This is a genomic window from Desulfomicrobium baculatum DSM 4028 (assembly GCF_000023225.1).
In the GTDB taxonomy this organism is placed as follows: Bacteria; Desulfobacterota; Desulfovibrionia; order Desulfovibrionales; family Desulfomicrobiaceae; genus Desulfomicrobium; species Desulfomicrobium baculatum.
The window spans coordinates 3,202,011-3,216,698 of the sequence record NC_013173.1 but is presented as its reverse complement, the minus strand read 5'-3'; the positions used below and the strand labels follow the sequence as shown (position 1 = coordinate 3,216,698).

The following is a 14,688-nucleotide window of genomic DNA, read 5'->3' as shown; positions in this document are numbered from 1 at the left end:
TGGGATGGGGGATGCGCGCCTTGAGTCAGGCTCCGTTTGCGGTGGGGCGGGACTTGCGGCGATGCGCATGGGAAAATTGAATTGGTTAATTGATGAACGAAGGATTGTCAAAGACGGAGGATCAATGTTCAAGGCTGTTTCAGTGGTGGGTTTCAAGAAATCAGGCAAGACCACTCTTGTGCTCGAGCTTGCCCGTGAATTGACTGCGCGGGGTCGTAAAGTGGCGGCGGTCAAGTTTACCCATCACGGGCTGGATCTTGATGGAACGGATACATCCCGTTTCGCGCAGGAGTGCGTCAGCGTTGCCGGAATCGGTCCCAAAACAACGACCTTGCTTTGGAACTCGGCGCGGCAACTGCAAGATATATTTCCTCTGTTGGATGCGGAGATAGTGTTGGTCGAAGGCGGCAAGTCGCTGACCTGGCTGCCGCGGATCGTGGCCCTTGGCTCCGGCGAGGACGAGTCGATGCTCGGCAACGGGCTGGCGCTGGCAACCTGGGGGCCGCGGGCATTGCCCGGAGTGCGGAAGGCCGATTCCGTCGCGGAGTTGGCCACGCTGGCGGAAAACAAGGCCTTCTCATTGCCCGGTCTTGATTGCGGGGCCTGCGGCCGGGAGTCCTGCCTGGCCCTGGCGCGGGAAATCGTGACCGGCGAGGCCGACGCGGATTTCTGCGTGGCCATGCATGCCAAGCTCTGTGTTAAAGTGGGTGGCCGGCGTCTGGCGCTGAATCCCTTTCTGGATCGGCTGGTCACGGGAACCATTCGCGGGCTTTTGACCGAGCTCAAGGGCAATGTGCCGGGGCAGAAGGTCGAAATCATCCTGGAGTGAGGCCGGCCGGAGTCTTTTAGCGCGGCAACGGCTTAAATGTGTTGACTCCTGGGGCTTGCGTCATAAAAGATGCTTCTTCTTATAGGAAACGGAACCGTCGCATTTATTGACCGTTTGTCAGGGGGACCGTTATGCGTGTGCGCGTCAAATGTTTTGCTACCCTTGCCGATCATACCCCGCCGGACGGCTTTGTCGATCTGCAAGAGGGAGCCGTGGTAGAGGCCATGCTTCCGCTTCTTGGACTTGAAGCCGGCGACATCAAACTTGTTTTTGTCAACAGCAGGAACAGCAGCTTGGAGGCGGCGCTGGCCGACGGAGACCAGGTGGGTATTTTTCCGGCGGTAGGTGGCGGATGAGGGATTTTCGAGCCGCGTTGGAGGCTTTGGCCTCGGAGAACGCCTCGCGCCGGGTTCGGACTGTCGGTCTTGAAGAACTGCGCCAGCTGTGCCGGGATCACGGGTTGACTCTGCCCCAGGGCGCAAAAGGGGCGATGGAACAGGGGGTCGTGCCTCTGCCGTTTTTGAAAAATCTGCACTCCCTGTCCATTTCCGAGCAGAATCGGCTCATGAGCGCCACGGTTCTGCTGGCCGGGGCGGGCGGGCTCGGCGGTTATGTGCTGGAGCTGCTGTCCCGCTTCGGAGTGGGAAGGATCGTGGTCGCGGACGGAGACGGGTTCGAGGACAGCAACCTGAACCGCCAACTGCTTTCCACGGCCCGGAACCTGGGAAGCAACAAGGCCAGGGCCGGGGCTGAACGGGCACGGGCAACCTGTCCGCTGGTGAAGGTCGAAGCGCTTGAATTTTTCTTGGACGCCTCCAATCTGCAGGGAGTACTGACAGGCGTTGATGTGGTCGTTGACGCACTGGGAGGCATCGCCCCGCGCTTGACCCTGCACGAAGCCGCAGGTCTGGCCGGGGTTCCGGTCGTGAGTGCGGCCGTGGCCGGATGGACGGCGTTGGTCGGCAGTGAACTGCCTGGGCAGAAGGGCATTTCCAGCATGTGGACCGATCCCTCGGACAAGGACGCGGAGCATGTCCTGGGCAGCCTGGCTCCGGCCGCATGCCTGGCCGCCGCATTGCAGGCGGCGGAAACCGTGCAGTATCTGACCACGGGCTCTCTGCGTCTGGCCGGTCGCATGCTGCACGCCGATTTGGCCGAATTTCATTTTGAACTCTATGACCTTTCGTGACGGATACAGATGAACACCATTGTGCTCGCCACCGGCAACGCCGGTAAGATACGTGAACTTTCGGCCTTGCTGGCCGAGTTGCATCCGGGCCTGCGCGTCCTCGGCCTGAATGATTTTCCGGAAATCGGCGAAATACCCGAGACCGGCGCGACCTTCGAGGACAACGCCCGCATCAAGGCCCTGGCCGTGGCCCGGGCTACGGGGTTGGTGGCCGTGGCCGACGACTCCGGCTTGGTTGTGGACGCTCTGCACGGGGCGCCGGGCGTCTATTCCGCCCGGTATAGCGGCGAGGGGGCCACGGACGAGAAGAATGTGGCCAAGCTTCTGGATGCCATGAAGGACGTTGTGGACCCATGGCGCGGCTGCCATTTCGCCTGCGTCATGCTTGCGGCCACCCCAGGCGGCCGGGAGCTGATCGGGCATGGGGCCTGGCATGGCCGGGTGGCTCATGCTCCGCAGGGAGGGGCGGGGTTCGGATACGATCCCGTATTCTTCGACGAGGAACTGGCCATGACCGCCGCGCAGATGGACGCGCAGGTCAAGAACAGCCGCAGTCATCGCGGTTTGGCTCTGCGGGAGCTGCTGCGCGGCTGGCCCGAATTCTGGAAACAAGCCCGGCTCAAACTGGAGAAATAAGCATGTGCGGAATCATCGGATACACGGGGCACCGTCCGGCCATCCCGGCCATTGTCGAAGGTTTGCGGCGGCTGGAATATCGGGGCTATGATTCGGCCGGAGTGGCCTACGAGGAGCCACAGGGCCTCAAGGTCATTCGCGCCGAGGGCAAGCTCGGGGCGCTGGACCAGAAAATAGCGGGCCTGGATACGGCGTCCTCGGTCTGCGGCGTCGGGCATACCCGCTGGGCCACCCACGGTTTGCCCGTGGAGCGTAATGCGCATCCGCACATGGATGGTGATGGAAAATTTGCCTTGGTTCATAACGGGATCATCGAGAACTACGCGGAGCTCAAGGCGGAACTCGTGGCCGAAGGCCATGTCTTTTTGTCCGAGACCGACACCGAGGTGCTGGTGCATGTCATCGCCAAGGGAGTGGAGCTGACCGGCGACGTGCGACGGGGCATTTCCTGGGCCCTGTCACGGGTCGACGGAGCCTATGCCTTTGCCCTGCTCTCACGTGAGCATCCCGGAAAGATCTGGGCCAGCCGCAAGGCCAGCCCGCTCCTGATGGGCATCGGCACGGGTGAGAATTTCCTGGCCTCCGACATCCCCGCCTTTCTGCCCTACACCCGCGAGGTGGTTTTCCTGGACAACGGCGAACTGGTGGAGATCGACGCCGCTTCCTGGCAGGTCTTCGACTCCCTGACCCTGGAGCCCAAGGTCAAGGAGGTCAAGCACATCTCCTGGGACGTGCAGGCCGCACAGAAAGATGGGTTCAAACATTTCATGCTCAAGGAAATCTTCGAGCAGCCCAAGGTCATCCGCGACTGCCTGACCGGCCGCATCCAGAAAGGGCGCGTCGTGCTGCCGGAGCTTGATGCCCTGAACGTTCCGCAGCGCCTGACGGTTGTGGCCTGCGGCACGTCGTACCATGCCGGGCTCTGGGCCAAGTATCTGCTTGAGTCCTGGGCCCGCATCCCGGTGCAGGTCGAGATCGCCTCGGAGTTCCGCTACCGCGACAGCGTCTTTCTGCCCGGCGATCTGGTCCTGACCATCAGCCAGTCCGGCGAGACCGCCGACACCCTGGCCGCCATCCGCATCGCCCGCGAGGCGGGCGTGCCTATCCTTGGCCTGTGCAACGTGGTCGGGTCTTCCATCGCGCGCGAGTCCGACGCGGTCGTGTATACCCAGGCCGGGCCCGAGATCAGCGTGGCTTCGACCAAGGCCATGTGCAGCCAGATGGTCCTGCTGCTGCTCATGACCCTGTCCTGGGGCGTGCGCAAGGGCGTGTTGCAGGGCGAAATCCTGGAGCGCTGCCTGCACGATCTGCCCCTTCTCCCCGATCAGCTGGAGGCGGAACTGCCCACCATCCGCGAGAAGGCCAAGACCTTGAGCCAGGAATACGCCGACGCCCGCAGCTTCTTTTTTTTGGGACGGGGCCAGAACTTTCCCCTAGCCCTTGAGGGCGCGCTGAAACTTAAAGAGATTTCCTACATCCACGCCGAAGGCTACGCCGCCGGCGAAATGAAGCACGGCCCCATCGCGCTCATCGACCAGCATTTCCCGACCTTTGCCATGGCGCTGGGCGACGAACTCCTGCAAAAGGTCGCCTCGAATCTGCAAGAAGTGCAGGCCAGGGGTGGGCGCATCATCGCCCTGGTCAACCCGGGGGCCTCGCCCGCAGTGGAGAATCCCTGGGTTCTGTCCGATGCTTGGGGGCCGCTGAAGAGTTTTCTGGTGCTGCCGGCCGTGCAGCTTTTCGCCTATGAAATGGCCGTCTACCTGGGCAAGGACGTGGACCAGCCCCGGAATCTGGCCAAATCCGTGACCGTGGAATAAGGATGTCTTTAAGAAAATCGCTTGGAATTGTTCTTACCTTGGCCTTGGTGCTGGGGTTTGCCTGCACGGCTCTGGCTTCGGCCAAGAGCGAGTATACGCGTGGGGTCAGCGCCTTTAATTCGTTGCTTGCCAATGAAAAAAGGTCCGGGCTGCGGACGGAATGGGAAGCGGTCATGAAACCCTTCCTGCGCGCCGTGGGGGCCGATCCCAAGAGCGAGTACGCGCCCCGCAGCATGTTTTTCCTCGGCAGATGCTACGAGGAACTGGCCCGGCGCTCTTTTTCCCGAACCGACCGGCTAAAAGCCCTTGAAGCTTACGACCGCATGCTGGCCGTGTATCCGAAGCATGGATGGGCCGATGACGCCTTGTTTCGCATGGGGCTGGTCTGGTTGGAGCAGTTCAAGGATCCGGTAAGGGCGTCCAAGGTTTTCACGGCTGTACTCAACGACTACCCCAAAGGCGACAAGGTTCCCGAGGCTCGCGAGCGCTTGGCTCAGATTCCGGGTGGCGAGCCGGCCAAGACGGCAGCGCCTGCGCAAGCAAAGCCTGCGGAGGCAAAAGCAGCGGCGGCCCCGAAGCAGGCCGCGGTTCCGGCGGCAAAGCTGAAAGACGGGTTGACCCTGCTTGGCATCCGCCATTGGTCCAGCCCGGATTACACCCGGGTAGTCATGGATATCACCCAGGATGCGCACTATGAACGCGCGCTTGTGGAGAAGGCCAAGAACGGAAACAAGCAGCTGCAGATCACCTTGCAGCAGGCCGGGATCGCGGCCGATGTCATGCCCGTGCGCACCATCGGGGATGGAATCCTCTCCCAGATTCAGGTCGCCCCCGATCCGGCCGGGGGAGCGCTGATCACCTTCGATCTGATGGCGATGGACCACTACAGGGTTTTTACCCTGCCGGAGCCGTATCGCGTGGTTATCGACATCTACGGCAAGGCCGGAGAGGCGGCTCATAAGCCTCAATCCGTTGCCGCCGCGACGGATGCGGAAGTGGATCATGTACAGGCGGCCCTGGCCGAACTGCAGGCAAAGCAGGCGCAGCCCGCCAGCCCCAAAAAGGCCGCCACGATAAAACAGGCCGGTCAGGTTCCGGCGACCAAGAGCACGGCTGCGAAAACCAAGACTCCCGTCCAGACGGCGGCCAAGGGAACCAAGGCCCCGGCGAATACGACGCCGGAGATAAAGGTCAGCTCAACGCAGAAAAAATATACCGGATCGCTGGTCGAGCAGCTTGGACTCAAGGTGCGTACCATCATGATCGACGCCGGACATGGCGGCAAGGATCCCGGCGCGGTGGCCAACAGCCTCCATGAAAAAAACATCAATCTGCGCATGGCCAGGATTCTGGGGGAGATGCTCAAGGCCCAGGGCTTCGAGGTGCACTACACCCGCACCGCCGACACGTTCATCCCCCTGGAGGAGCGCACCGCCATGGCCAACGCCAAGAACGCGGACCTCTTCATTTCCGTCCACTGCAACGCCCACAAGGACAAGAATGTCAAAGGACTTGAGGTTTACTACCTGAACCTGGCCACCGACGCGCAGGCCGTGCGCGTCGCGGCCCGCGAAAATGGAGTGTCTGCCAAGAAGATCAGCGACATGCAGTTTATTCTTTCGGACCTGATGCTCAATTCCAAGATCAACGAGTCAAGGCAGATGGCCTCCATAGTGGAGGCGGAGACGTTGCGGGTCATGCGCCCCAAGTACTCCCTTGCCAGCCATGGTTCCAAGGGCGCATTTTTCTACGTCCTGACCGGGGCGCGCATGCCATCCATTCTGGTTGAGCTTGGCTATCTGACCAACCCTGCGGAGGCCTCCAAGCTCAATACGGACGCGTATCTTGCGTCCATGGCTCAAGGGCTGACCCGCGGGGTGGTGGCTTACAAAAAGAAACTGGAGCGATTTGCCCTGAACGAATCGGGCAAATCCTGATATTTTTAGTGGTCAGGCTCTTGCCGCCCATGCTCCGTTTTTGGGGCTGGGCGGTCTTTTTTTAATATTTTGTTATGGAGTTACGCGCCATGGTCTTCCCCCTCGGTTCGGTGATAAATGCTCTGGCCATTTTGGCCGGAGGCGCTTTGGGGCTGCTGTTGCATGGCCGGTTGCCGGAAAAAATGCGCCAGGTCGTTTTCCAGGGCCTCGGGCTCTGCGTTCTGGTCATCGGCATGCAGATGGCGCTGCAAGGCAAGAACGGGCTGCTTGTGGTTTTAAGCGTCCTCATCGGCGGGGTGGTGGGCGAGGCCTTGCGGCTCGAAGACCGCTTCGCGGGTCTGGCCGGCAAGCTTAAAGGGCTCGTGCGTTCAAAAAACACCCGTTTCGTGGACGGCATGGTCAACGCGTCCCTGATTTACTGCATCGGCGCCATGGCCATTCTCGGTTCTTTCGACGAAGGCATTCGCGGCGATCACTCCATCCTTTTCACCAAGGCCTTGCTGGACGGATTCGCCTCCATCGCCCTGGCCTCGACCTACGGGGCGGGGGTGCTTTTTTCCGCCTTGCCGGTCTTTCTCTACCAGGGCCTGTTGACCCTTTTCGCAGGCTCCTTTCAGGCCTATTTTTCGGATTATCTTATCGCCCAGCTCACGGCCACGGGCGGAACCTTGATCCTTGGCATCGGCATCAATCTGCTGGGTCTGACGGTTATTCGTCTGTCCAGCCTGTTGCCGTCCCTGGTCGTGATCGTCATCCTTTCCATTGTCTTTCCCTAAGAGCTGCGGGGGCCTTCTTGGCGGAGAAGAGTTTTGCTTTTCAAAGTCTTGCCGATATGTTTACAATGCATTGGGAATAGCCGGGATTTTCCGGTCGGGCATGCCCGGAGTCAAATTTTTCAGCGGTGGGCAGATGGCGACCTCCTCTCGAATCCTCTCAACCGATGTCAGCGGACGACTGGGTCGCAAACTGCTGTTCTGGATTCTGCTCGGGAGCACCGTGTTCACGCTGCTCGGCACTGCGGTGCAGCTGACATTCGACTACCGCAACGACAAGGAAGCCATGCTCGCGCAGCTGGAGCAGATCCGCACATCGCGCCTGTCCAGCCTGACCAGCGCCCTGTGGCATCTGGACGAAGCGCAGGTTCTGGTCCAGCTTGAAGGGATTCTGGAGATGCGGGACATCATGTACGCAGAGGTGATCACTCCAGAGGGGATACGGTATTTCCGTGGCAAGCAGGCCGAAGAGAAGAACCTGTACGTGCAAAAATTTCCTCTCCAGTACAGGGCCCTGGAGCGCATAGATCTGATCGGCACACTCATCGTCGCCGCCGACAAGAGCGCCCTCCAGCGCAGGCTGCGGGACAAGATTCTGGTCATCGGCATCACCCAGGGCGTGCAGATATTTCTGGTGGCCGTCCTTGTTGTCTTCATTTTTTACATGCTGGTCACCCGCCATTTGCGCCGGATGGCTCTTTACACCTCCGGGCTGACCATTGACAGATTGCAGGAGCCGCTCTCGCTGGACAAGACCTCGTCCAAGCCCGACGAGATCGATATTGTGGTCCGCGCCTTCAACGACATGCGCGAGAACCTGCTCCGGGATATCAAGCACCGGGAAAAGGCCGAGCAGAAGCTCAAAGAGGCCGAAGGCTACATCCGCAACATTCTTGATTCGATGCCGTCGATTCTGATCTCTGTCGATGTGGACGGCCGCGTGACCCAATGGAACCAGCAAGCGGTACTCAAAACCGGTGTTTCGGCGGAAGAGGCCATGGGGCGTCGTGTCACGGATGTGTGTCCAAATGCTCCGGTCAGCATGGATCAGGTCAGGGCTGCGGTAAGTTCCGGGCTCCCGGTCAAGATACCCAAGGTGCCCAGAAAAAAGGAAGACATGGTCGAGTATATGGATGTCACGGTCTATCCCCTGACGACCAACAATGTGCAAGGTGCGGTTATCCGCATAGACGATGCCACGGAGCGGGTGCGGCTCGAAGAAATGCTGATCCAGTCGGAGAAGATGATTTCCGTCGGCGGTCTCGCTGCGGGCATGGCCCACGAGATCAACAATCCTCTGGCTGGAATTTTGCAAAACGGGCAGGTCATCAGAAACAGGATGTCTCTGGAGTTGCCCGCGAACAGGAAGCTGGCGGAAGAGCTTGGAACCGACATGGCCTTGATTCATGGCTATTTTGAGCGCCGCGGCTGCCTACGCATGATGGATTCGATCATGGATTCGGGTTTGCGGGCCGCGCGGATAGTGGAGAACATGCTTTCTTTCAGCCGCAAGAACACGTTGCGCATGGCCGAGGTCGATATCTGCGGCCTGCTGGATCGCACTCTTGAACTTGCGGCCAATGACTATGATCTCAAAAAGCAGTATGACTTCCGCAAGATCAGGATTGTCCGCGAATATGAGGAAAACCTGCCACTGATCTGTTGCGAGGAAAGCAAGATTCAGCAGGTCTTCTTCAACCTGATCCGTAACGGAGCGCAGGCCATGGGATCGCAGGACCGCCCTCCCTGCTTCATTCTGCGGGTCATGAAGGCCGGCAAAGAGGTGCGGATTGAGATCGAGGACAATGGCCCGGGCATGTCCGAAGAGTTGCGCAAAAGGGTTTTCGAGCCCTTTTTTACCACCAAACGGGTGGGGGAAGGCACCGGCCTTGGCCTTTCCGTGTCCTATTTTCTGATAGTTGAAAATCATGGCGGCAGGATTGATGTGGACTCCAGTCCCGGCAAGGGCTCTGTCTTCATCATTCATCTGCCTCTCGTTCCGGCTGACCAGGACGCCGACGGAGCTTCATAATGGTGCAGAACACGATGGCGGAAAGCACGACAAAGGTGCTCGTTCTGGATGACGAGCCGAACATTCGGGAAAGTCTGGCTGAGTACCTGATGGACTGCGGCTTTGTCACCCTGACGGCCGAGAGCGCGGAGGACGCCTTGATGCTTTCCGAACTGGGCAGTGTCGCGGTGGCGGTGGTGGATATCCGCCTTGGGGGCATGGATGGCCTGGAGTTCATCAAGCGGTTGCACACCCTGCATCCCGCCGTGCGCTGCCTGATTCACACCGGTTCCACGGATTTTCAGCTGGATAACGAATTGCGGGATATCGGCCTGACGGATCGGGAGGTGCTTTTCAAGCCGGTTCTGGACATGGGTATTTTCGAGACCCTCATTTTGGAAAAGGTCGCGGAGGGCCGGTCATGAACCAGGGCAAGACATCCGTGGTGCTGACCATCGATGACGATCAGGCGGTGCGTGAGAGTCTTGCCAATTTTCTGGAGGATTTCGGGTATGAAGTCTTGCAGGCCGGAGATGGACAGCAAGGGCTGGAGGTCTTTGCCGCCAATCGGCCCGACCTGATCCTGGTGGACCTGCGCATGCCGCGCATGGACGGATTGCAGGTCCTGGCGCGGGTGCAGGAACTTTCGCCCCAGACGCCCATCATGGTCATCTCGGGGGCCGGAGACATTCGTGACGTGGTGGAGGCGCTGCGGCGGGGCGCATGGGATTATCTGGTCAAGCCCATTCAGGACATGAACATTCTCTTGCATTCGGTGGAGACGTGTCTGGAGCGGGCCCGTTTGCAGCGTCAGAACCTCGAATATCAGCAAAGTCTCGAAGAGTCCCTTGAGAAACTGCATCGCACCCAAAAGGAGATGATCCAGTCTGCCAAGATGGCGGCGCTGGGGGATCTGGTGGCGGGGGTGGCCCATGAGGTCAACACGCCCATCGGGGTCAGCGTTACGGCGGCGTCCTTTCTGGCCGAACGGACGAGGCAGCTGCGGGAGTTGTACGGGAAAGGGGAGATGAAGCGCTCGGATCTGGAGAAATACCTGGCCCTGGCCGAGGAGTCTTCCGGGTCGGTGCTTTCCAATCTGGAGCGGGCCGCAGAGCTGGTGCAGAGTTTCAAGAAGGTCGCCGCGGACCAGAGCTCTGAAGAGAAGCGCGTCTTCGAGATGAAGAATTATCTGGAACAGATTCTCCTCAGCCTGCGTCCGCAGTTCAAGCGCACTCCGCATCAGGTGCGCATGGACTGCCCGGACGACCTGTCCCTTGATTCCTACCCCGGCGCGATCATGCAGATCATCACCAACCTGATCATGAACTCTCTTATTCACGGCTTCGCGGACGGACGGCCCGGTGAGATATCCATCAAGGTGGAGCAGGCCGGAGAAAACGTGGTGCTGACGTACCGCGACACGGGCATCGGCATGGACCGTGAGCAAAAGGAGCGTATCTACGATCCGTTTTACACCACTACACGAGGCTCCGGCGGTACGGGTCTGGGCATGAACATCGTCTACAATCTGGTCACCCAGACCCTGAAAGGTTCCATCATGCTGGAAACCAGCCCCGGGCAGGGCGCCGTGTTCTATTTGACCTTGCCCAGAGATCCGGACCGGGTCGTCGATGTATCCGGAAATCCCTCGTAGGCTGGGTTTTCCGGCTCGGCCTGCTTTCAGATTGCGCTGCAGTCCGGCTGTGAAATCCCGGATTCCATAACGACCCGCCAGTGCTCACCCCCCAGAATCTTTTCTTGTGTCGTTTTAGTCACAGGATCGCGACGATTTGGTTGCAAGATAGTCGAAATAACGCCGGTCGTCTTCAAGGCAGACAGGATGTTTTGCAATATGCATTGTCAGCGCCTGGGCGATTGAGGCCTGTAGGGATGGTTCGGAATCAAGGATCTGATAGTAGACCCATTTTCCGCTGCGGCGGGCCCTGACCCATCCGGCGTTCTTCAGAAACGCCAGATGCCGTGAGACTTTGGATTGGGGTGTTTGCAAGGCTTCCGTCAGGTCGCACACGCAGAGTTCCCCGTGACGGAGCAGGCTGACGATGCGCAGACGTGTGGGATCGGATAGGGCTTTGAGTGTTTCGGCGATTCTTTCCATGACCGCGAACGTATCTGCATGGGCAGATATGTCAAGATGTCAAAACATCTTGTGTCGGCGGGACGTCCCGGAGTAACACGTTCTTCAATGAGTCCGGTCTGCGTTGAAGAGGGGCATGTGGACGATTCCTGAATCTCCGGCTTCGTCACGCGAAGGCCGGATGACATTTCACGTTTTTTAAAAGAGGGAGGATCGCTTGTTCGTGCGATATTGTCGTGGTTGCTTGATCTTGTCTTGGGTTTGCGTGCCTGGACGTCTTCTGTTGCCTTCGGTGGCGAACCGTCCTGGGCCGACTGGGCGGGCATCATGAGCGGGGATTTTTTTCTGCTGGTCGTCGTTGTTTTTTTGGCCTTGGGTTTGTCGTTTTTGTGTTCAGTGGCCGAGGCCGTGCTTTTAAGCATCACCCCGTCCTATATCGCCAGTTTGCGTGAAAGGAATCCCGCACGGGCGGAGGTCCTGAAGAAACTGCGTCTGGAGAAAGTGGATCAGTCCCTGGCCGCGATTTTGACCCTGAACACCATCGCCCACACGGTGGGCGCCATTGTGGCAGGCGCTCAGGCTCTCGTGGTTTTCGGCAATGCGTGGATCGGCCTTTTTTCGGCGGTGATGACGGCGCTTATCCTGTTTTTGTCCGAGATCGTACCCAAGACCATCGGTGCCGTGTACTGGCAGGCCTTCGTCGGAGTGACGGCGCATTTCGTCAACATGTTGATCACGGTTCTCTATCCCCTTGTCTGGCTGTCCAATGGGCTGACCAAGCTGATATCCCGAGGGAAAAAAGCGCATGTCTTCAGCCGCGAGGAGTTTATCGCCATGGCCGGAATCGGGGAACAGTCCGGACATCTGGAGGAGCATGAATTCCGAATCATCCGCAACATCTTCCGCTTCGGGTCCGTAAACATCACCGCCGTGATGACTCCGCGCACGGTCATGACGGCCCTGCAGCAGGACATGACCATTGCCGACTCCCTGCCTTTTGTCACCAAGACCCCTTTTTCCAGACTGCCCGTCTACGGCGCGGATCTGGATGACATCACCGGCGTCGTGCTCAAGGACGAGGTGCTGATCTGCATGTCCCGGGGCGGCTGCGAGGGCTCTTTGGAATCCTTGAAGCGCCAGATACTTTCCGTGCCTGACAGCCTGTCCCTTTCTGATCTGTTGGAGTTTTTTCTTGACCAGCGTCAGCACTTGGCCATCGTCTTGGACGAATACGGTGGGACTCGGGGATTGGTTACCCTGGAGGATGTGGTGGAGACCCTCTTTGGCATGGAGATCGTGGATGAGATGGACAGCGTGGCCGACATGCAGGCCCTGGCCCGGCAGCAATGGAAAAAAAGAGCTCAGTCCCTTGGCATTTTCGAACAGGACGAGGACGTTGAACCCGGTAAAAGCATTCGTTCGTGATGCTTTTTGACGCACCAAGGAGCACGCGCCCATGAATGAAGTCTGGTTTGCCCTGGCTCTGACCACCTTCGCAGGACTGGCTACGGGGATCGGCAGCATCATCGCCTTTACGGCCAAGTTGTCCAGTTACCGTTTTTTGTCCGTGGCCACGGGGTTTTCGGCGGGCGTGATGCTCTACGTCTCTTTTGTGGAGATTTTCTTCAAGGGGCAGGAGGCTCTGGTCGAGCACTATGGCGATCCGGCGGGATATTGGGTCAACGTGGCTTCGTTCTTCGGCGGAATGCTGCTGATCGGACTGATCGATAATTTCATTCCCGAAGAGACCAACCCGCATGAGATCCCTTCCGAGACCGACGCCGACAAGTTGCACGGCAAGGTCTCTACCCTGTTGCATATCGGGGAGCACAGCTGCGGGCTGGCCAAGACTCCTGCCAAACCCCAGCCGGGACATGAGAAGAAGCTTCTGCGCATGGGCCTTTTCACCGCCCTGGCCATCGGCATTCACAACTTTCCCGAGGGCTTGGCCACGTTTTTGGCGGCGTTGGAGGATCCGAGCCTTGGCGTCGCCATTGCCATCGCCATCGCTTTGCACAACATCCCCGAGGGCGTGAGCGTCTCGGTGCCCATCTATTACGCCACAGGGAAGCGCAGGACGGCTTTTTTCTACTCGTTTTTGAGCGGACTGGCCGAGCCGATCGGGGCGGGCATCGCCTATCTGGGCATCCTCTTTTTCGCCGGCGGGCCGGGCGGGGTGTTGCCTGCACAGCTTATGGGCATTCTCTTCGGCGGAGTGGCCGGGATCATGGTCTACATCAGCCTTGACGAACTCCTGCCCACCAGCCGGGCCTACGGAGAAGGGCATGACAGCCTGTTCGGCCTGGTTGGCGGCATGGCGGTCATGGCGCTCAGTCTGCTCTTGATGCGCTGAATTGCGGATGGAAAAATGGCCCGGCCACAAGGGACGGGGATGAATGTTTTCGGGGCGGGTCGTGCATGCACGGCCCGCCCCGGTCGCGTTTACTTGCGGGATTCAAGCAGCTTCAGGAAGGCGGGCAGGCCGGGCTTGCCTTCCTTGGTGGTCACGCTTTCAAGCCATGTGGCGGCCATGTCCGGATGCGCGGTCACCCAGTCCAGGGCCGCATCGCGGGCTTTCATTTCAGGCTTTTCGTGCATGGTGACCATGATGGAGTTCATCATGGTTACGGGCACGACGTAGTTCTGCAGAAAACGGGTTACGTTGGGCATGTCCTGCGGCAGTCCCTTGCGCACGTTGGTGTAGACCGTGGCCGTGCCGTCGTTCGGTCCGAAGGTGTCGTCCGTGCTGCCCGTCAGGTACGTCATGTCGATCTTTTCGTTCATGCTGTGCGGGGACCATCCCAGAAAGACGATCCATTTCTTTTCACGCATGAAGGATTGCACCTGGGCCAGCATGCCGGATTCGCTGGAGGCGACCAGCTCGAACTTGCCGAGGCCGAACATGTTCTTGTCGATCATGGATTCGATGATGTCATTGCCGTCGTTACCTTCCTCGATGCCGTAGATCTTCCATTCCAGCTTGTCGCCGTACTTGGCGATGTCCTTGAAATCCTTGAGGCCGCCTGCGGCCACGTAGCTCGGCACGGCCAGGGTGTATTTGGCTCCGGTCATGTTCGGCACAAGCTGGATGACGTTGCCGGAATCGAAATGGGGACGCGCTACGCTTTCCATGGACGGCATCCAGTTGCCGAGGAACACGTCGGCCTCGTTCGTGGCCAGGGCCTGATAGCAGATGGGCAGGGAGGTCATCATGTTGGAGGAGGAGTAGCCAAGGCTCTGCAAAATGGCCACGGCCAGCTCGCTGGTCACGGTGACATCGGTCCACCCGACGCTGGTGATGCGCACGTCGTCGCGGCTGGCCTGAGCCGGAGCGATGAAGAGGGCGAGTAGAAGGACAAGGACGGGGATGGTTTTTTTCAGTGTTGCAATGGTCATGG

At 59.4% G+C, this 14,688-nt stretch carries 14 protein-coding genes; 12 read left to right on the top strand and 2 right to left on the bottom strand.

The features are described 5' to 3' along the window. Positions 1-124 precede the first annotated feature (124 nt). From DBAC_RS14200 to DBAC_RS14155, 10 genes are all read left to right on the top strand, one after another. Positions 125-829, top strand: a complete 705-nt coding sequence (locus DBAC_RS14200; RefSeq protein WP_015775001.1) for a molybdopterin-guanine dinucleotide biosynthesis protein MobB — start codon at positions 125-127, stop codon at positions 827-829. A 131-nt stretch (positions 830-960) separates the two neighbouring features. Beyond that, a complete protein-coding gene (locus tag DBAC_RS14195) occupies positions 961-1,185 on the top strand; it encodes a MoaD/ThiS family protein (protein ID WP_015775000.1) in 225 nt (74 codons plus the stop codon). Then, on the top strand, positions 1,182-2,018 hold the full coding sequence (locus DBAC_RS14190) for a HesA/MoeB/ThiF family protein (RefSeq protein ID WP_015774999.1): 837 nt from the start codon (positions 1,182-1,184) through the stop codon (positions 2,016-2,018). The genes DBAC_RS14195 and DBAC_RS14190 overlap by 4 nt, the downstream gene beginning before the upstream one ends. Positions 2,019-2,027: 9 nt before the next feature. Continuing rightward, complete coding sequence (rdgB, locus tag DBAC_RS14185; RefSeq protein ID WP_015774998.1) at positions 2,028-2,654, top strand: RdgB/HAM1 family non-canonical purine NTP pyrophosphatase; 627 nt, start codon at positions 2,028-2,030, stop codon at positions 2,652-2,654. Between the two features lie 2 nt (positions 2,655-2,656). Continuing rightward, complete coding sequence (gene glmS, locus DBAC_RS14180) at positions 2,657-4,474, top strand: glutamine--fructose-6-phosphate transaminase (isomerizing) (protein WP_015774997.1); 1,818 nt, start codon at positions 2,657-2,659, stop codon at positions 4,472-4,474. A 2-nt stretch (positions 4,475-4,476) separates the two neighbouring features. Further along, positions 4,477-6,411, top strand: a complete 1,935-nt coding sequence (locus tag DBAC_RS14175) for an N-acetylmuramoyl-L-alanine amidase (protein WP_015774996.1) — start codon at positions 4,477-4,479, stop codon at positions 6,409-6,411. 89 nt (positions 6,412-6,500) lie between these two features. Continuing rightward, a complete protein-coding gene (locus tag DBAC_RS14170; RefSeq protein WP_015774995.1) occupies positions 6,501-7,187 on the top strand; it encodes a DUF554 domain-containing protein in 687 nt (228 codons plus the stop codon). A gap of 133 nt (positions 7,188-7,320) precedes the next feature. Further along, positions 7,321-9,216, top strand: coding sequence for an ATP-binding protein (locus DBAC_RS18090; RefSeq protein ID WP_015774994.1), 1,896 nt, complete (start codon positions 7,321-7,323; stop codon positions 9,214-9,216). Continuing rightward, a complete protein-coding gene (locus DBAC_RS14160; RefSeq protein WP_015774993.1) occupies positions 9,216-9,620 on the top strand; it encodes a response regulator in 405 nt (134 codons plus the stop codon). The genes DBAC_RS18090 and DBAC_RS14160 overlap by 1 nt, the downstream gene beginning before the upstream one ends. Beyond that, positions 9,617-10,849, top strand: a complete 1,233-nt coding sequence (locus DBAC_RS14155) for a response regulator (protein ID WP_015774992.1) — start codon at positions 9,617-9,619, stop codon at positions 10,847-10,849. Before DBAC_RS14160 ends, DBAC_RS14155 begins: the two co-directional genes overlap by 4 nt. 114 nt (positions 10,850-10,963) lie before the next feature. Here DBAC_RS14155 and DBAC_RS14150 read toward each other — a convergent pair whose 3' ends face one another. Further along, positions 10,964-11,311, bottom strand: a complete 348-nt coding sequence (locus DBAC_RS14150) for an ArsR/SmtB family transcription factor (RefSeq protein ID WP_015774991.1) — start codon at positions 11,309-11,311, stop codon at positions 10,964-10,966. 306 nt (positions 11,312-11,617) lie between these two features. On the opposite strand from DBAC_RS14150, the gene DBAC_RS14145 reads away from it, so the two are divergent. Then, complete coding sequence (locus tag DBAC_RS14145) at positions 11,618-12,715, top strand: hemolysin family protein (RefSeq protein WP_015774990.1); 1,098 nt, start codon at positions 11,618-11,620, stop codon at positions 12,713-12,715. 31 nt (positions 12,716-12,746) lie between these two features. Then, positions 12,747-13,643 (top strand): zinc transporter ZupT, encoded by an 897-nt coding sequence (gene zupT, locus DBAC_RS14140; RefSeq protein ID WP_015774989.1) that lies wholly within the window; start codon positions 12,747-12,749, stop codon positions 13,641-13,643. Between the two features lie 89 nt (positions 13,644-13,732). Here zupT and DBAC_RS14135 read toward each other — a convergent pair whose 3' ends face one another. Next, positions 13,733-14,686, bottom strand: a complete 954-nt coding sequence (locus DBAC_RS14135) for an ABC transporter substrate-binding protein (RefSeq protein WP_015774988.1) — start codon at positions 14,684-14,686, stop codon at positions 13,733-13,735. Between the last annotated feature and the right edge of the window lie 2 nt (positions 14,687-14,688).